This is a genomic window from Microcoleus sp. MON1_C5 (assembly GCF_036701875.1).
Lineage (GTDB): Bacteria > Cyanobacteriota > Cyanobacteriia > Cyanobacteriales > Microcoleaceae > Microcoleus.
On record NZ_JAUBRN010000058.1, the window covers coordinates 26,016 to 44,093 of the forward strand.

At 46.6% G+C, this 18,078-nt stretch carries 14 protein-coding genes; 8 read left to right on the forward strand and 6 right to left on the reverse strand.

From position 1 onward, the window contains the following. Positions 1-133 precede the first annotated feature (133 nt). From QUA71_RS23155 to QUA71_RS23165, 3 genes are all read left to right on the forward strand, one after another. The gene (locus QUA71_RS23155) at positions 134-604 is read left to right on the forward strand and encodes a restriction endonuclease (RefSeq protein ID WP_333288623.1); all 471 of its coding nucleotides are present in this window, start codon (positions 134-136) and stop codon (positions 602-604) included. A gap of 119 nt (positions 605-723) precedes the next feature. Beyond that, positions 724-1,137: an alternative ribosome rescue aminoacyl-tRNA hydrolase ArfB gene (gene arfB, locus QUA71_RS23160; protein WP_333038823.1), complete on the forward strand. Its 414-nt coding sequence runs from the start codon at positions 724-726 to the stop codon at positions 1,135-1,137. 316 nt (positions 1,138-1,453) lie between these two features. Next, complete coding sequence (locus QUA71_RS23165) at positions 1,454-2,119, forward strand: sulfotransferase family protein (RefSeq protein WP_006632668.1); 666 nt, start codon at positions 1,454-1,456, stop codon at positions 2,117-2,119. Between the two features lie 140 nt (positions 2,120-2,259). On the opposite strand, the gene QUA71_RS23170 is transcribed toward QUA71_RS23165, so the two are convergent. From QUA71_RS23170 to QUA71_RS23185, 4 genes are all read right to left on the reverse strand, one after another. Continuing rightward, entirely contained in the window at positions 2,260-2,544 is a 285-nt protein-coding gene (locus QUA71_RS23170) for a helix-turn-helix domain-containing protein (RefSeq protein ID WP_006632669.1), read from the reverse strand. Positions 2,545-2,841: 297 nt separating this feature from the next. Then, positions 2,842-3,123, reverse strand: a complete 282-nt coding sequence (locus QUA71_RS23175) for a helix-turn-helix transcriptional regulator (RefSeq protein ID WP_333288626.1) — start codon at positions 3,121-3,123, stop codon at positions 2,842-2,844. 307 nt (positions 3,124-3,430) lie between these two features. After that, entirely contained in the window at positions 3,431-3,703 is a 273-nt protein-coding gene (locus QUA71_RS23180; RefSeq protein WP_333038829.1) for a helix-turn-helix transcriptional regulator, read from the reverse strand. A gap of 308 nt (positions 3,704-4,011) precedes the next feature. Next, positions 4,012-4,284, reverse strand: coding sequence for a helix-turn-helix transcriptional regulator (locus QUA71_RS23185; RefSeq protein WP_333288628.1), 273 nt, complete (start codon positions 4,282-4,284; stop codon positions 4,012-4,014). A 366-nt stretch (positions 4,285-4,650) separates the two neighbouring features. On the opposite strand from QUA71_RS23185, the gene QUA71_RS23190 reads away from it, so the two are divergent. Next, positions 4,651-5,649 (forward strand): hypothetical protein, encoded by a 999-nt coding sequence (locus QUA71_RS23190; protein ID WP_333288630.1) that lies wholly within the window; start codon positions 4,651-4,653, stop codon positions 5,647-5,649. Positions 5,650-5,656: 7 nt separating this feature from the next. Next, a complete protein-coding gene (locus tag QUA71_RS23195) occupies positions 5,657-5,818 on the forward strand; it encodes a hypothetical protein (RefSeq protein ID WP_242728623.1) in 162 nt (53 codons plus the stop codon). A 789-nt stretch (positions 5,819-6,607) separates the two neighbouring features. Here QUA71_RS23195 and QUA71_RS23200 read toward each other — a convergent pair. Next, the gene (locus tag QUA71_RS23200; protein WP_333288632.1) at positions 6,608-10,153 is read right to left on the reverse strand and encodes a PAS domain S-box protein; all 3,546 of its coding nucleotides are present in this window, start codon (positions 10,151-10,153) and stop codon (positions 6,608-6,610) included. Positions 10,154-10,297: 144 nt separating this feature from the next. Between QUA71_RS23200 and QUA71_RS23205 the strand changes: the two genes are divergently transcribed. The 3 genes from QUA71_RS23205 to QUA71_RS23215 all read left to right on the forward strand — a co-directional run bounded on the left by QUA71_RS23205 (position 10,298) and on the right by QUA71_RS23215 (position 15,286). Further along, positions 10,298-10,420, forward strand: a complete 123-nt coding sequence (locus QUA71_RS23205) for a hypothetical protein (RefSeq protein ID WP_333288634.1) — start codon at positions 10,298-10,300, stop codon at positions 10,418-10,420. A 603-nt stretch (positions 10,421-11,023) separates the two neighbouring features. Further along, positions 11,024-13,849, forward strand: coding sequence for a GAF domain-containing protein (locus QUA71_RS23210; protein WP_333288636.1), 2,826 nt, complete (start codon positions 11,024-11,026; stop codon positions 13,847-13,849). Positions 13,850-14,056: 207 nt separating this feature from the next. After that, positions 14,057-15,286 carry a transposase gene (locus QUA71_RS23215; protein WP_333288638.1) on the forward strand — a complete coding sequence of 410 codons (1,230 nt, stop codon included), beginning with the start codon at positions 14,057-14,059 and terminating at the stop codon, positions 15,284-15,286. A gap of 16 nt (positions 15,287-15,302) precedes the next feature. Here the strand turns inward: QUA71_RS23215 and QUA71_RS23220 are convergent. Continuing rightward, positions 15,303-18,078: ATP-binding protein (locus QUA71_RS23220; RefSeq protein ID WP_333288640.1), on the reverse strand; the 2,776-nt coding region annotated here is incomplete at its 5' end.

Below are 18,078 nucleotides of genomic sequence, written 5' to 3' on the forward strand. Positions count from 1 at the left end.
CAATATCGGGAATCTAAAAGAATCAGTAAGTAAGATCACAATGTGCTTGTGATCTTACTTGCGATCTTAGTAGATAACTATACTGAGCAAATCTGCTAACATCATAACTACTCATTAAAAAAAATGTAATTATATGAAATCTTTTATTGGAAGAGCCGCTGCCGTTTTTGGTGTGATTGCGACATCGGTATTGGATACACTGAAAGAAGAAGAGGAAAACAAGCGTTTATTAGACAGTGGTATTCTGGAAGTGGATGAAATGACGGGAAAAGAGTTTGAAAAATTTCTAGAGGTTCATTTTATAAACTTTGCTTATACTGTGACTTTAACTCAAGAGAGTCAAGATTATGGGGCGGATTTAATTTTATACAAAGATGGCTCCACAATCGTGGTTCAAGCGAAAAGAAGCAAAAATCTAGTTGGGATTAAAGCAGTTCAAGAAGTAGCAGGAGCCGTCAGACATTACAAAGGAAATAAAGGCCGAGTAATCACCAACAACCGATTTACAGAAAACGCTTACAATCTTGCTAAATCTAACGACGTAGAGTTATGGGATCGAAAAAAACTAATCGAATTCATCCTGCTAGCTAAGAATTGTAAATAACTTCTATACTAAACTAAGTGCATCATTCGGATCTTGAAATCGCTGCATAGAGTCAAACTTTCGTCCGCCTCCGCAGACTGTGCGAGATCGACCTATATCATTAATCTCACTGTTGAATCATGCTACAAATTTCTAACACTGTGTTCATAGACGATCGCGAAATCGAGATTAGTGCGATTCGCTCTCAAGGCGCGGGGGGGCAAAATGTAAATAAGGTGGCGAGTGCTATTCACTTGCGCTTTGATATCCCAGCTTCCTCATTGCCCGATCGCTACAAGGAGCGTTTGTTGCAAATCAACGACCAGCGCATCACCTCCGAAGGTGTGATTGTCATCAAGGCGCAGGAACACCGCAGCCAAGAACAAAACCGGGAGGAGGCTTTGAGACGGCTGCAAGAACTGATTAAAAGTGCGATCGTCATACCGAAAAGGCGCAAACCCAGCAAAGCAACTCGCAGTTCCCAGCGCAAGCGTCTCGACAGCAAAACCAAGCGAGGGCAGATTAAAGCTTTGAGAGGGAAAGTCACGGATTGAGCGATGAAAGATCCTTGTCACCCTCTAGACATCGATCAGTTGCAGTTAATTCCGGTCGAAATGGATGATTGCAGGCTCATTTGCAGTTAGCCCTGGGTTTGTGTTGCAGTTAATCCTGGCTGAACAGTAATTTCAGTTGCAATTAATCCATCCTCAAAAATCGCAGCATTGCAGGGACAGAGCGTTTAGTATTGCAGGTCGCTACACCTAGGGGGGAAAATCTATACCCTAGTACCAGAACTGTTGCGCGATCGCCTGATCTACAATTGAGGCAGTGGGCTTCGACTTTTAATGGAAGCAGAATATTGAGGAATTTATGGCAATTAAGGTGATTGGTGCAGGTTTTGGACGAACGGGAACGCTATCTATCAAAGCTGCTTTAGAAGAACTCGGTTTTAGTAAATGCTACCACATGGTAGAACTTCTAACACACCCTTCTGATGTAAAGTTCTGGGAGGATGCCAGTCAGGGAAAACCTGTCAATTGGGATGCTTTGTTTGATGGCTACCAAGCAATAGTAGATTACCCAGGTTATCGTTACTATAGTCAACTTATGCAGCACTATCCTGATGCTAAAGTTCTGTTGAGTATTCGAGATGCAGATAGTTGGTATGAGAGTACCTTGAAAACAATCTACCAAGCAGGGCCAAAAGGCTGGAAGAAGCTAAAGATGGCTTTATCGCTCCCATTTTCTCCAAAGCTGCGGAATCTAGTTCGCATCTTCCGCATGGCAGATAAAGATGTTTGGGTGAAGGATTTTCAAGGGAAATTTGAGGATAAACCCTACGCGATCGGAATTTTCAATCAACACATTGAAGAAGTCAAACGTTTGGTTCCACCAGAGCGCCTGTTAGTTTACCAAGTGAAGGAGGGTTGGGAACCCTTGTGTCACTTCCTTGGCGTATCTGTTCCTCCTGACAAGCCTTTTCCACATCTCAACGATCGCGCCACATTTCAACAGGCATCAAAAGAGCTTTACTAGCATTGAAGTTCCTGCCCAATTAAAGATTAATCATTATTACAATCTACCTCTCCCCCCCTTCCAAGGGTAGGTTCGATCCTGGTCGGGTTAAGGTCGATCGACCTTGCAGCCTGACTCAAAATTGTATCAGCAGTAATTTTTTAACTGTTGGTTTGGTTTGATTGCTTCTTCGGGCCAAAGCTCTCTGGAAGTTCATCTATTTTTTCTATTTGTAGTTCGCGGCAAATTGCTTTCAACTGTTCGAGAGAAAATTTGGGCTCTGTTGCTCCAGATATCCATCTGTGATAGGTGGCGCGGGGAATCCCACATTTAAAAGCGAACTCATCTTGTGATAAGTCGGTTTTGTGGATTCTTAGGGCTTCCAATGGTGAATTGCCCTCCTGTCTTCGTTCTTTTCTTGATGACATTGGATCGTAAAATCTCATATTGAGATGTCATACTTGACAAAATTAAATTGACATCTCATAATGAGACAAAGGTGACATGACAAAGGGCGGCGAGCGCGAGTCTCGTTTCGTCAAAATGCAGGTTTGAAGAACCGCCTGATTTTTCGTGTCTATCAATTGTGCCTGCATACCCAAGCGTATGTTCCGGGGAAGGGCGCATACCTCAAGCCTCTTTTCCTCAACGCCGAGGAGGTGATGCCATGTAAAAGGTCGATCGACCTCACAGCCTGACTCAAAATTGTATCAAATGTCAACACCATGATTTAGCTGTGCTTGTTAGTTGTCGTTCGGTGAGGGCGCTCGACTTGGTAAGTCATCGGGAATTTTGGTTACGTCTAATCCTAAAACCTCAAACATAGTTTTTAGAGAAACCTGGTACAGGTTAGCCATAGCAAGTATGTTTTCAGCGTTAGGTAGAGCCTTGCCTAATTCCCAGTCAGCTTGTCTTCGCTCGGAAATTCCGATTTTTTCTTTGACTTGAGGGCGTGTTAGTCCAGCTTGTTCTCTGAGTAGTCTCAATCGAGACTTCTCCTTTTCTTGTAAATCTTCTTCTATCATAGGACGAAATATTCATGATGCAAACGTCTTGACAAAAACTCGGATAAGACGTAAACTTCATGTTGGTAGGAACAATAAAGGCAGCTCAACGAGCCTCCTTTCGTCAAAATGCAGGTTTGAAGAACCGCCTTATTTGTAGTGTCTACCCATTATGCCTGCATAGCCAAGCGTTTTTTCGGCTTGGGCGCATACCTCAAGCCCCTTTTTTCTCAACGCCGAGGAGGTAATGCCATGTAAAAGGTCGATCGACCTCACAGCCCAGTTTAAAATTGTATCAAATATCAAGACCATGATTTAGCTCTGTTTGTTAGCTGTTCCTCGGCGGAACGTAATCATCAACAAGTCCTGAAACATCTAGCCCGATCGAGTGACAGAACTGTTTCAAGCTAATATTTAGCGCTGTACAGATGGCTATTGCAGTATCAACTCTGGGTTTTTGTTTTCTTTTTTCTATTGAATACAAAGTATCTTCAGAGACTTTCCCCGTCAGTTGCTGGCTAAGCTCTCGGCGACTCAAGCCCCTGTATTCTCTAATTTCTGCAAGGCTCATTTCGTATAAATCCCGTACTTCTTGATTCATGGTGCAGAATATTTCGTAGTTTACCCTGAACCAAAACAATAAGTCTGACTAAACTACGAAGAAGGAGATAGTAAAGCGGTTGGGCGAGCCTCCTTTGGTCAAAATGCAGGTTTGAAGAACCGCCTGATTTTTCGTGTCTATCAATTGTGCTCGCATACCCAAGCGTTTTTTCGGGTTGGGCGCATACCTCAAGCCCCTTTTTTCTCAACGCCGAGGAGGTGATGCCATGTAAAAGGTCGATCAACCTCACAGAGACGGCCCAGCTCAAAATTGTATCAAATATCAAGACCATGACTTCGCTGTACTTGTTAGTTGTCCGATCGCTCTGGCGCGAAAGTTGGTAGGTCGTCGGGAATTTTGGTTACATCTAGTCCCATACATCTAGCAAGTGTTTTTAGTGGTACGCCTAGCTCGCGCGCCAGAGCAATGGCCCTATCGAAGCGAGGAATGGATTCTCCTCGTTCCCAATCGCCAATAATGCGAATTCCTACCCCCATTCGACGACTAAGTTCGGGTTGGGTCAAATTTGCACTTTCTCTAAGGTTTTTCAAGGTTATGGTTTCTTGATCTTTAGCTTCCATCAATTATAGCAGTTAATTGCTAGCAAAATAGTGCTTGACACATTCACAACCTGGCACTAAACTGCTAGTAGATAGGCAAAACAAAGGCAACAGGGCGAGCCTCCTTTCGTCAAAATGCAGGTTTGAAGAACCGCCGGATTTTTCGTGTCTATCAATTGTGCTTGCATACCCAAGCGTTTTTTCGGGTTGGGCGCATACCTCAAGCCCCTTTTTTCTCAACGCCGAGGAGGTGATGCCATGTAAAAGGTCGATCGACCTCACAGGACAACCCAGCTCAAAATTATATCAAAGATCCAGACCAAAACTTCTCCTTTGCGATCGCACAACTTCCGTGCTATCGTGCCCTTTCTCGAACCATTCCAGATCATGTCCACATCAATTGACAACTTCTACCTAGGCGATGTCGCCTCCAACTTTCACTTTGCAGGCCCGCTGCTAGACTTTGAAGAAGAAATCCAGAATCAATCTCCCTTTCACGATTTAGACTACCTGACAGGCGAAATTAAAAGGGGATTCCTAGACTACGTGCGTCAAGGAATCATGCTGGACGCGATCCGAAAACTGCGATTGTACAAAGACAAGTTCAAAACTTTTAAAACTTACTGCGAACAAGCATTAGGCAGGCAGTATTTTTACTGCACGCAAATTATCAAAGCTGCTGGCATTTGCCTGCGCTTAATTAAAGCCGGATTTGAGATTTTGCCTAGCTGCGTCGCTCAAGTTGTTCCTTTGTTCAAACACGCAATTACCGACCAATATGGCGACTGTCGTTTACAGGAAAAGTGGCAAGAAGTTGTCGATGTCATCCCCAAAGAAAGGATTACCGCAGTAACTATTGCCGAAACAGTTGACAACAATCCCAACCTCCGGCTCAAACAAATTCGCATTAAAACCGACACCTACGCCCTTTTAACCAAAAAAGCAGCCGCAGCCGGACTGTCAATTTCGGAATTTTTGGCAAGGTTGGTTGGCGAATACAATCCCAGCAATTTAGAGCAGCCAGCGGAACATACCCCGGAACAAGAGGAGATTTTAGACCAATTAGACGCGGAGTTTAAGAAGCCCGCAACGGAACAGACTTCAACTTCTGCCCCAGGAAAAGTTAAGTCTAAAGGTTTTGGAGTCAAAGTTGGCCCTAAAGGTGGTAAAAGGGAAGTTAAGGCGAAAACTTCGGAAGGGGAAGTTAAGGCGAAAACTTCGGAAGGTGAAGTTAAGTTCAAAAATCGGCAAAGTGAAATCAAAGCCGAGAAACAGTCGAATTCATTTAATGAGAAAAATCATGAAGTCATCTGCCCAAAATCCAATCATGCGTCAACTGAAATTAATGGAGGTTCAACTGAACGAAATTCAGTGCCACCTTATTAAAGCCACAGTGTTGAATTGGTGGCAAATAGTTTTGCCTGACGGACAAAAGATTGCGATCGAGCACGCGGGCGGCGGACACTGGATTTTTCGGGCTAACGGGCTTGAGAAATCTCATCCAGAAGTGCGGCTAGCGGTGTTAAGGGCGATCGCCCAAGGCTGTCGCAGGTAAGTTATCAGGGGGTTGTTCCCCTTGGCGTCTCAAGTAGTGCTGCGGGTGAGGACACGGCATGACAGCCGTGTCCCGGAAGGGACTGGTGGGCTGGTGGAGTGGTGAACTGAATTTGAGATGATTTGGAGATGCTGGGGGCGATCGACATTAGTTGCGATTGCGATCGGAATTTCCCAACTGTAGGTCAAAGTTAAAATTTCCCGCGTTGTGGGCCCAGGGCTGGTGTCAACGATATATTATGGGGTTTGGGGAGCAATGCCTTAGCAGAGCCTATTCATACATCTAAGCCAAGCAGCATTAGGCTAGCCCTCAATTCGTGACATTTTCTTCCCAGACTATACTCAAAAGACCTCTCCAATAATCAACTTGAAATCCTTGTACCGAGGTAGCTAAATCTTAATTTCCACTCTGTCTAATACTCTGCCTTATATTAAATCCGCGCTTCATCGTCGGGCGTAAAATCGAGTCAACAATCAACACTCAACTATCATATCAAATCTGTTAGCATCGGAATTATTCCTATCTCTCTTCTCGACCTCTGCGTTAATCAGCGTCAATCCCTTGTCATCTGCGGCCGGAGAAATTATCTTTTTTTCAGCGCAGATGAGGGCAGATTAACACAGATTAACGCAGATGAATTCTATCAATTCCGGTTGCACCATCCGTGATTGTTGACTGTTGACTGGATTTGACTATTCCGCTGCAACCGGAATTTATCTCATTCAGTTTTTCGACTGACAGTTAACAGCCAACACTCAACAATCATCACGAGTACAACCGGAATTAAGATTACTCTATTGGATGAAGCAATTTCTCAATTGTCTCCACTAACGTTTCAGGCTCAACAGGCTTGGGAAGATGCCTGTGAAATCCGGCTGCTAGTGCTTGCTGTTGATTTGCCTCACCTGCATACGCTGTGAGGGCGATCGCGGGAATCTCTCCTCCCTCCTGTGTAGATAGTTGTCTGACTTGACGAATCAACATATAGCCATCAATTTGTGGCATTCCAATATCAGCAATCAAAACATCTGGCTTAGATTCATTGAGCTTTTGTAGCGCATCTTTTGCTGAAGATACAGAGATCACTGTGGCTCCCGCTTGCTCCAAAATACATTGAACTAACTCTAAATTGTCTACTTCGTCATCGACGGCCAGGATACATAATCTAGCCAAGGGTGAAGTGTGAGCTTTGAGTGATAGATTATCGTTGTGGTCACTGTTTTCATCATTGCTTCTGGCTAATAAGGGAAGTGTGACAGTAAATGTTGCTCCCTGTCCTTCTCCAAAACTTTCGGCTTTGACAATTCCACCGTGTAGCTCAACGACGTGACGCACGATCGCTAATCCCAGCCCTAACCCACCAAATGTTCTCGTAATACTGCTATCGGCTTGTCGAAATGTGTCAAATACATAGGGAATAAATTCGGGCTTAATCCCTTTCCCTGTATCCCTGACTTGAATTTGAGCATAGGAATCAATCCTTTTTAGCTCAACTTCAACTCGACCTCCAGTTGGAGTGAACTTAATGGCATTGGTGAGCAAATTCCAGACAACCTGTTGCAATCGGGTAGCATCTCCTAACACATCGCCGACATGGGGTTCGAGGTGAGTTTGAATTTGAATGTTTTTCGCTTCGGCGGCTAAACTAACTGTTTCGAGCGCAGCTTTAAGAGTTGTTTTCAAATTAATAGGAGTAGAGTTCAAACTCAGCTTGCCTTGTAGAATGCGAGAAATATCCAGTAAATCCTCAATCAGTTGAACTTGCAACTGGGTATTGCGTTCAATCGTTTCGAGAGCTACCGCCGTCTTGCCAGAATCCAGGGTTCCCCTTCGCAGCAGTCGAGTCCAACCCAGAATCGGATTCAACGGAGTTCGCAATTCGTGCGACAAGACAGCTAAGAACTCATCTTTAATTCGGTTAGCTGCTTCTGCTTGTGTCCGTGCTTGCGATTCAGACTCGTAGAGCCGTGCTCGGTCGATCGACTGCGCCGACTGCTGTGCCAGTGCCAAAACAAAAGCGCGATCGCTCTCACAAAGCTGGGGAAGAGTTGAAAAACTGAGCGACAGTCCACCAACGGCTTGTCCTTCAATCAACAATGGCACTGAAATCCAGGCTTCTAAACCCGCCTTGGCATACGCTTCGGCTAAATGAGGATAACGGGCAATTCGGTTTTCAATAGTTTCTACCCAAACAGGTTGCCCACTTCGCACAGCTTCTGCCAGAGGATAGGGTGCATGAAGTGAAAAACTGCGCTGAAATTTTCCTACGTGTTCATACCCGATAGCTTGAATAATCTCCAGTTCGCTTTTATCCTGGTTTAATACGGCAACCAAACCAGAACTCGCTCCCAGTGCCGACATTCCCTGTTCAATAATCACATGAGCCACTTGAGCCGCGGTTAGCGATTCAGACAAAGCCGTCATCACCGCCAGCAGTCGAGCCGTCCGGTTAGCCGCGAGTTCGGCAGCTAATTGCGCTTGTTGTGTTTCATTATAGAGACGAGCGTTATCAATGGCGATCGCTGCTCGCTGAGCCAAATCTTCAGCCAGGCCAATGTCTTCCAGGCGATAGCGGCGATCGGATTCAGTAAACACAAAGGTAATGCTACCCAACACGCGCCCGCGTGCCTGTAGCGGTGCAATGATGCAGGACTTTAACCCAACTCCACGTAAGATTTCCAGGTATTCAGCATTCGGCACTGTGGCAACTAACTGTTCATCTGTAATCTCAATCCCAATTTCAACCTGTCGTGTTTGCATGACTTTAGTAATGCCATACCCATCATCGAGATGTCTGGGAAAGCGTTGAGCCAACTCCCAGCCCAACTTCACTTTTTCGGGATCTGAATGAGCAACTGCAACACGACTGATTGTGCGATCTTCATTCAGCAGATCGACACTACACCAATCTGCAAAATAAGGAACTGCCAGCTTTGCAACGCTTTGGAGAGTTTGTTCATACTCTAGCGAAGAGGAAAGGATAGCACTCACTTCCGCTAAAAATGCTGATTTTTCCTGAGAAACCTCTGCTAAAGCACGGGCTGCCTGTTCTTTAACAAGCTGTACTCGTTCGTCTTCGGTTTGCTTGCGTTCAGTAATGTCGCTGAAAGCAGCAATGATATTGATAATTTTTTCTTCTGCGTCAAACAAAGGGGAAGCATTGATCGAAAGAATCGTGCGGGTGCCATCGGCATGGTTAATGGCATGTTCAATGCCATAAATAGCCTGACCTGTTTGCATAACCCTCGCAAACGGCAGTTCATCTTCTGGGAAAGGATGACCCTCCACGGTTGTAATGAACCAGGATGGATCTTTATAGCCTCGCTCCACAATGTCGCTGCTAGTTAATCTTAAAATCCTCTCTGCTGCCCTATTTGCGGTAATAATCTGTCCGGTAGAATCTAAAATAGTGATGCCATCAGGAATAGTTTGGAAGATGCTGGATAATTGCGCTTCACCCTCACGCAGAGCAGTTTCTGCCTGCTTGCGTTGTGTAATGTCGTGCATCACGACAACAGCACCTTGTTTTTCGCCGTTGGCGGCAATAATCGCCTGTCCAGTTGCTAACAGCATTCGCGGCGTTCCCTGCTGCGGAACAATCATCATTTCCACATCACGAACGTTGTGTCCTTGCAAGGCCTGGAACAGGGGAATATCCTCTGTATTCATACCTGTTTTGCCGTCGGGCAAATACAAGTTATAATACTGAGCCCATTGCTCCGGTGGAACTGGCTGCTGAGGTAATCCATGAAAATCTTTAGCTGCTTGGTTAAATACCGTCAATATGCCATCTGCATCGCAAGCGACAATGCCAGCTTGAACGTTGTTTAGGATTGCCTTCAAAAACTCCTGTTCTTTCTGAAGGGTGGCTTCCACCTGCTGGCACTTTATGATTTCGGCTTTCAATTGTCGATCGGCTTGAGATGTTTCGGCGGTTTCTTGGAAGTAAAAGAGTAAGCTATCTTCACTCTTGATTGCGCGAATTCTCAACCACTTGTTGAGTGAGGGATAGTGTTCTTCAAACTCGATTGCAGTTTGCTTTACGCTCGCTCGATGACAATACTTATATAGCTCAGAGGTAGGCTCGACCGCAAATACTGTCCATATCGTTTTGCCAATTATGTCTTGCCACTTCCTATTTAAAAGCTGCTCTGCTTTACGGTTGACATAGGTGCAGTACCACTCTAAATTAATGCAAATGAATGCCTCAGTCATATGGTCTACGATCGCCCCAAATCGAGCTTCGATCGCCTGACAGTCTGTACATAGCTTTTGAGGAAAATTTACAGTAAACTCTTTTCGATGATTCAAGGAGTTTGTACGTTCTACATTCATTGCGGTTAGTTCTGCCTATTTACCTATTATGCCAGTTATTGTTAGGGAATCAAGATCCAACGTACCCAAAACTCAAGTCCTTCAGTGTCTTAGCAAATGTGCGATCGCTTTCACCAATTTTTCAGGTTCGACAGGCTTCGAGATATGTATCCCAAATCCGGCAGCATGGGCTTGCTGCCGATCGATCTGCTACATAAAACTGACGTGCTGCGGGAATTGGTAAGAGGGTTGGAGCGGAAAATACCGAAAAGTACCGAATTGTCCTAGAAATTAGGGATTAAGTGGAATCTCTCCAGCATAGGTACTAAGAGGATTTTCTCAATTCAAGCTGAGTTGCTTCCTAAGGAAGATCTCCCTTAAGGCAGGTGCTTTGGCGAGATTGTTCGCTGCTCAGGACGTTAAAATAAAATGGATATCGCCCGTATCAACCCCTTTGGTTCAATGGGCGTTGCTAAGCTGATGTGCATCTAACTCCTTAGATGCACATCAGCTTAGCAACACCTCCGGCATTGTGGGCCCACTTCTCCTGCAAGGTAGATAAATATATCCCCCTAGTGGCAGACAATCAGATATAGCAAATGTTATATATTCCTGAATTTGTCTAATTCCTCCTCGAACTCTCGTGCTTCAACAGGCGATCGTGCTTAAGCAACCAGACGTTACAAACCTTGATTGATGCCTGTCCGGTCGCCATTGCTTTCGCCTCCGGCTTTCAACAGCATATTTCTAAACCTGTAGAGCCAGAAGACCTGATTCAGGCGATAACTTCGTTAAGCGCTGCTAACGCTGCCTTGGTCAGGCACCTCTGAATAACGCAACCTCATTCCCCTTGCATTTCCCATTCTCCACTCGCCCGTTGACTCAAAACCCATGACTGAAACTTCTTCTAAACCCATTGCCCTAACCGCTCTTTTGCCAGCAAATGAGGCGGAACGATTAGAGGCACTGCGGCGATACAAGATTCTGGATACTCCAACTGAAGCGGCATTCGATCGCATTACGTCACTAGCGGCTCGTATGTTTGATATGCCAATCGCCCTAGTCTCTCTGGTAGACGAATCGAGAGCCTGGTTCAAGTCCTGCTACGGCTTTGATCTACGGGAAGTGCAACGGGATGCTACCATTTGCAGCTTGGCGCTGTTATCTAACGATGTTCTAGTCATTCCCGACACCAGGCAAGACAAGCGCCTCACCTGTAATCCATTCGTACAAAATGAACCCGGTCTGCGTTTCTATGCGGGTGCGCCGTTGCTCACTCAGGATGGCTTTAACCTGGGTACCCTTTGTTTGTTAGATATGAAACCGCGCGATGCCTTAACCGATGAGCAAACAGCAACTTTAGCAGATTTGGCGGCAATGGTTGTGGATGAATTAGAGCTACGGCTAGCAGCGCGTAAAATTGCTCTACTGGATGCGGCTCTGCTAGAGGTGACACAGGGCGTTTCTGCCGTGACGGGTGAGGCATTTTTTTCGGCTCTGGTACAACACTTCACGAAGGCACTGGGAAGCGATTATACCTATATTGGTTTGGTCACTGGAGACGACAAAGAAGCGATTACAACAATCGCGGCTTGTGCCCAAGGTCAAATTATCGACAACTTTGAATATCTGTTGCAGGACACACCTTGCCGAGAAGTTATTCGACAACAAAAAATGTGTTGCTACCCCCGTGGTGTGCAAGCGTTATTTCCCAAAGCTCCCCTTCTAGAACCCTTGAAGGTGGAAAGTTATGTGGCAATTCCGTTCTTTGACTTGGCAGGCAAACCGTTAGGGTTGCTGGGCGTGATGGACGGCAAGCCGTTGGAAAATGTTCAGCTTGCAGAATCCCTGCTGACAATTTTTGCCATACGGGTTGCCACTGAACTGGAGCGGCAGCAGGCCGAAGAGATGCGAATACAAACGCTGATCAAAGAGCAGCAGTATAGCCGCCAACTGCATGGATTGACGCAGGCAGCCTTAGCAATCAACGCAACCCTTTCTGTTGAAGAAGTGCTGCAAGTCATTACCCAGCAGGCATATCAAATCATTGGCACTCACCAGTCGGTGACAAGCCTGACAATCGATCAAAACTGGACACAGGCAATTAATGCTGTTTACTTGTCCGACAAGTATGCCCAGTGGCAAGATTATAACGACCAGACGGATGGATCTGGAATCTATGCCTGTGCTTGTCATTTGAACCGATCCATGCGAATGACCCAGGCAGAACTGGAAGCTGACCCCAGGTGGAAAGGGTTTGGCGATGCAGCAGACAGGCATCCCCCCATGCGCGGTTGGTTGGTTGCTCCTCTCGTGGGACGAGACGGACGCAACATTGGGTTAATCCAGCTATCCGATAAGTACGAAGGTGAGTTTACAGAAGAAGACGAAGCGATTCTGGTGCAACTGGCACAAATGGCATCGGTGGCTGTTGAAAACACTCGGCTGTATGAAGCCGAACAGCGTGCCCGCACACAAGCAGAGTCAGCGAACCGGATTAAGGATGAGTTTTTAGCCGTGTTGTCCCATGAGTTGCGATCGCCCCTTAATCCGATTCTGGGCTGGACAAAGCTCCTTCGCAGTCGCAAGCTGGATGAAACAGCCACAGCTCGTGCGCTAGCAACGATCGAGCGCAACGCTAAATTGCAAGCGCAACTGATTGAAGACTTGCTCGATGTCTCTCGAATTCTTCAAGGAAAGCTGAGCCTCAATGTCTGTCCCGTTAATTTGCCATCCATCATTAAAGCGGCAATGGAAACAGTCCGTCTGGCAGCAGAGGCAAAGTCAATTGAAATTCAAATGCGATTTAAACCGGGTATTTGCCAAGTTTCCGGTGATTCAACCCGCTTACAACAAGTGGTGTGGAATCTGCTATCCAACGCGGTTAAGTTCACCCCAACTGGGGGACAGATAGAAATCACATTAGAGCAAATCGGGTCTGAGGCACAAATTCAGGTGAGTGACACCGGCAAGGGAATTTCTCCAGACTTTTTGCCCCATGTGTTTGAGTATTTCCGACAAGCGGATAGCACTACAACCCGTAAGTTTGGGGGATTAGGGTTAGGGTTGGCGATCGTGCGTCACCTCGTCGAGTTGCACGGAGGAACTGTTACAGTAGACAGTCTAGGAGAGGGACAAGGGGCGACTTTTACAGTCAGACTGCCGTTGAGAAGGGAAAGTGTCGCGCCGAACGATGAAACCGCTACGACTAACTCGTTCGCGACTGTTCCTGAGACTTTACCTCTTACAAACATCCGGGTTTTGGTTGTGGATGATGAAGCAGACTCGCGTAATTTCCTCGCTTTTGTCTTGGAACAAGCAGGTGCAGAAGTGACGGCAGCAGCATCCGCTAGCGAAGCCTTACAAGCACTGACGCAATCGAAGCCAGACATTCTACTTAGTGACATCGGGATGCCGGAGATGGACGGCTATATGCTGATGCATCAGGTGCGCCTGTTGGAATCAGAACAAGAAAATAAGATTCCAGCGATCGCACTAACTGCCTATGCTGGAGAGATGAATCAGCAGCAGGCACTTGCTGCAGGTTTTCAACGGCACATCGCCAAACCTGTAGCCCCAGAAACACTGGTTCAAGAGATGGAGAACATGGTTAGCTTAAACAGCATTCATCCCACACTGAATTTAGAGGGGGATTTATCGAGGCGTAGCGGAGTACCCCCAATAAATCAGTGTGGGATGAATGCGCGACTGACGTAGGGAAAGCGAGTCAGTCAGTAAATGTCAGGGACACTCGATCAATCCATGCCTCTACCATCTGGGTGATGGTTTTTTCTCTTGCCTCCGCGATCGTTCTCAGTTTATGGAGTCGTTTCTCAGACAATCGGATGTGCAGGTTCTTGTTCTTCATGCTGTGTTGTCGATGCGAACACAATAATGCTAACTTGACATTCAAGGAGTGCAATCATGAGAACGGCTTACCAGTACAAACTACGTCCAACAAAACAACAGGTCATTGAGCTAGACAGATGGCTATCCATGCTAGGAGCTCAGTACAATTTTCTGTGGGCTGACAGATTTAATTGGTACGAACAAAACCGTTCTCCTGTTAACGCCTGCCCTCTCGTCTGCCACCTACCTGAACTGCGAGACAATCCTGATTATTATTCGCAAAAGAAAACGTTACCTCAACTCAAGAAAACGCATCCTTGGTATGGCGAGATATATTCGCAAGTCCTGCAAGATGTAGTTAAGCGAGTTAAGATAACATTTGACCGTTTCTTGAAAGGTGACAGCAGCGGGAAACGTAGCGGAAAACCTCGTTTCAAGGCTCGCAATCGCTATCGCACCTTTACGTATCCACAGGTGAAAGAGGGATTCTTACGTGGCAACTTGATTAACTTGCCGATGTTTGGGAAAGTTAAAATTGTCTTGCATCGCCCTATCCCTGATGGGTTCAAAATCAAAACCGCATCTGTCACCAAGAAAGCTGATGGTTACTACCTTACGCTCTCCCTAGAAAACAAGACAGTTCCAGAGATTAAGCCAGACTTTAATCCTCGTTCGATAACAGGTATTGATGTAGGACTGAAGGAGTTTTTGACAACCTCTGAGGGCGAAACAGTCGCTATTCCCCAATATTACCGTAAAGAACAAAAACGCTTACGGGTAATTCAAAAGCGAGTGTCACGTCGCAAGAAAGGCAGTAGCCGGAGGCAGAAGGCAGTTAAGGAGTTAGGAAAGTGTCACAAAAAAGTAGCTGATAAGCGCAAAGATTTTCACTTCAAGACAGCTAATTGGCTGCTATCAAAATATGACGTAATCGCGCACGAGGATTTAAATATTAAAGGTCTAGCTCGTACAAGATTAGCTAAATCTGTGTTGGACGCTGGGTGGTCAAGCTTTCTGTCGATATTAACAAACAAAGCCTCAAATGCTGGTTTGTTGGTTGTCCCAGTAACCCCCCATAATACTTCACAAGATTGCTCTAATTGCGGTGAGAAAGTACCAAAAAAGCTGCATATTCGCTGGCATGACTGTCCTCATTGCGGGTGCAGTCTTGACCGCGATCATAATGCAGCAATTGTTATTAAAAATAGAGCGGTGGGGCAACCCGCTTTTAAAGCTCAGTCAATGTCCTATGCAATAGCAGGAGTCGCCCAGAAGCCTACACCATACTGTACTCAGTTGGTGTAGGAGTTGTCACCTGTATTTAACTGGCCGATCTCAGCAAACGCGCGATCGCTTTTACCAATTCCTCAGGTTCAACAGGCTTGGATACATGGATCTGAAATCCGGCAGCTAAGGCTTGCTGCTGATTCATCTCTCCGGCATAGGCAGTAAGTGCGATCGCTGGAATCGTGCCTCCCTGTTGGGGTGACCACTTTCTAATTTGCCGAATCAGGGAATAACCATCCATCTCTGGCATCCCTATGTCACATAACAGCAAATCGGGGACAGATTGATTCAGGAGAGTCAACGCCTGTGCCCCCGAAGCGGCTGTCCTAACTTGTGCGCCAGATTGCATCAGGGTGAATGCTGCCAACTCCCGCATATCTGCATCGTCATCCACCACCAACACATAAACCCCTGTTAAATCTGTCGCACTTTCTGAATGTGTGTCATCAGAAGAGGGTTCTGGCTCGACAATGTTTAACGGCAGCCGGATGGTAAATGTAGCCCCTAAGTTCTGTCCTAAGCTGTCTGCTTGAACGGTTCCTCCATGCAGTTCGGTAAAATGACGGACGATCGCCAGTCCCAATCCCAATCCGCCAAATTGTCGGGTTGTTGTGCCATCTTCTTGACGGAAGTAGTCAAACACGTAGGGTAAGAAGTCTGGACTGATGCCTTTTCCAGAATCTTTGACTTGAATCTGAGCATAGGTGCCAACTTGCGCTAGTTGCACCTCGATGCGTCCTCCGCTTGGGGTGAACTTTACCGCATTGGAAAGCAGGTTCCAGACGATTTGTTGGAGGCGATTTGTATCACCTGAAACCGTTCTTGAAATCGGATTAAATGTGGTCTGGATTTGAATGTGTTTGGCTTCGGCTGCTAGTCGTACCGTTTCTAGGGCAGCTTCAATCGTTGCCGCTAGATTCACAGGAGCGACGTTTAACGTCATTTTTCCTTGCAGAATGCGCGAGACATCCAACAAGTCCTCAATGAGTTGCGCTTGCAGCTTGGCGTTGCGTTCGATCGTTTCCAGCGCTTGCTGCGTTTTTGTACCATCTAATCGCCCAGTTCGCAGCAATTTTGTCCAGCCCAGAATCGGATTGAGGGGCGATCGCAACTCGTGAGACAACACCGCCAAGAATTCGTCTTTAATCCGGTTAGCGGCTTCTGCTTTGGCGCGATCGCGTTGAGCCACCCGGTACAAGCGAGCATTGTCGATCGCCAAGGAAGCACGACGAGCCAGTTCCTCTGCCTGTTGCAAATCTGCCAGGGTGTACTGTCGTTCAGATTCGGCACCGATAAAGGAGATGACCCCTAGAATTCGTGCCTGAGTTCGTAGTGGCACCGTCATTACAGATCTCAATCCAACCTGCCGCAGAATCTCTAAATGTTCTGCGTCACGCGCTGAGAGTACCAGCAACTCATCGGGAATCTCCGGCAGCAAGTCAGATTGTCCAGTTCGCAATGTGTATGCAGCAGCGCGAGGGTCATCCGGGTTTAGTGGATACTTGTCTCTAATCTGATATGCCCATTCGAGTTTGGCAGGGTCAACGTGAGCCACTGCAATCTGCTCGATCGCACCATCCTCTTCTATCATGTGAACCGTACACCAGTCCGCTAATTGGGGCACCGTAAGCTGCGCGACTCGCTCTAGAGTCGTTTGATAATCGAGTGAGGATGCCAGCACTGCACTTGCCTCAGACAGAAAACGTTGGGCAAGCTCTAGTCTGACGCGCTCAGTCACATCTACCACATAGACTAGAACGCCTTCAACCTGACTATTTGAGTTCAGAGTCGGAAGATAGTAAACGTTGTAGTAACCGGGACGGCGATCGCCGCGTCCGGGAAAATTCACCGCAAAGTTTGGTGAAATAAAGGGATTTCCTGTGGTGTATATCTGATGAAAGACTTCAACTAATTTTGGATCGGATTGACCGAAAAGTTCTGAAATGGAATGTCCTAAGTGTTGCTCGCGGGTTAATCCATTAATTTCTGCTAATGCTTCGTTGATGGCAATAAATCGCTGCTGTGCATCTAACAGGGCAAGTCCAATCGGAGATGTATTAAAAATAGTGGCCAATTGGTGCTGTGCCGCTTCTGCCTGTGAACGGGCAATGCGTTCGCGCTCTAGTAGTTGTTCCCGTTCCTGTTCGGCTTGCTTGCGCTGTGTGATATCAATGACAACTCCGATCGAGTGCTTGGGATGTTCCTGTGCATCATAAGTAAAGTGTCCTCTCGCTTCCACCCAGTGAATGGAGCCATCTAACCAACGCAGGCGATATTCATGGTGATAATCCTTCTTGTCAGCTATGGCTTGCTGAAGTGTTGCCTCAGCTTCTGCTAGGTCATCAGGATGAACCCGACTTGCCCAAACTTCATAGCCCGGTTCGTATTCGTTTGGTTGTAGACCCAGGACGGTGAAGTGTCCTTCTGACCAAAGCATTGCACCTGTCTGCATCTCCCAGTCCCAAGTTCCCATTCGTCCGATTTTTACTGCCAGTTGCAGATGAGCTTCACTTTCGCGCAATTCTTCTTCTGCCCGCGATCGCTCCACGGCTAGCCAGGTTTTTTGAGCAATTCGCTCCATCAGCACCACATCTTCCTCGGTCCATTGGCGAACAGAGACATGGTGCAACACCAACAATGCCACAAATCGCCCTTCTTTCACTAAGGGAACACAGAGGAGAGATTTGGTTTGAATTGCGTCAAAGGTAGCAGCCCCCGATCCGGCAGTCCGAGGATCGCGATCGACATCATCTACGACAATAGTTTTGCCCTGCTTTAATTCAGCAATGAGTTCAGGGCCAAACGAATCC

Coding starts and splice junctions, on each gene's coding strand:
- QUA71_RS23155 (WP_333288623.1), top strand. CDS start 134: ATGAAATCTTTTATTGGAAGAGCCGCTGCCGTTTTTGGTGTGATTGCG.
- arfB (WP_333038823.1), top strand. CDS start 724: ATGCTACAAATTTCTAACACTGTGTTCATAGACGATCGCGAAATCGAG.
- QUA71_RS23165 (WP_006632668.1), top strand. CDS start 1,454: ATGGCAATTAAGGTGATTGGTGCAGGTTTTGGACGAACGGGAACGCTA.
- QUA71_RS23170 (WP_006632669.1), bottom strand. CDS start 2,544: ATGAGATTTTACGATCCAATGTCATCAAGAAAAGAACGAAGACAGGAG.
- QUA71_RS23175 (WP_333288626.1), bottom strand. CDS start 3,123: ATGATAGAAGAAGATTTACAAGAAAAGGAGAAGTCTCGATTGAGACTA.
- QUA71_RS23180 (WP_333038829.1), bottom strand. CDS start 3,703: ATGAATCAAGAAGTACGGGATTTATACGAAATGAGCCTTGCAGAAATT.
- QUA71_RS23185 (WP_333288628.1), bottom strand. CDS start 4,284: ATGGAAGCTAAAGATCAAGAAACCATAACCTTGAAAAACCTTAGAGAA.
- QUA71_RS23190 (WP_333288630.1), top strand. CDS start 4,651: ATGTCCACATCAATTGACAACTTCTACCTAGGCGATGTCGCCTCCAAC.
- QUA71_RS23200 (WP_333288632.1), bottom strand. CDS start 10,153: ATGAATGTAGAACGTACAAACTCCTTGAATCATCGAAAAGAGTTTACT.
- QUA71_RS23205 (WP_333288634.1), top strand. CDS start 10,298: ATGTATCCCAAATCCGGCAGCATGGGCTTGCTGCCGATCGATCTGCTA.
- QUA71_RS23210 (WP_333288636.1), top strand. CDS start 11,024: ATGACTGAAACTTCTTCTAAACCCATTGCCCTAACCGCTCTTTTGCCA.
- QUA71_RS23215 (WP_333288638.1), top strand. CDS start 14,057: ATGAGAACGGCTTACCAGTACAAACTACGTCCAACAAAACAACAGGTC.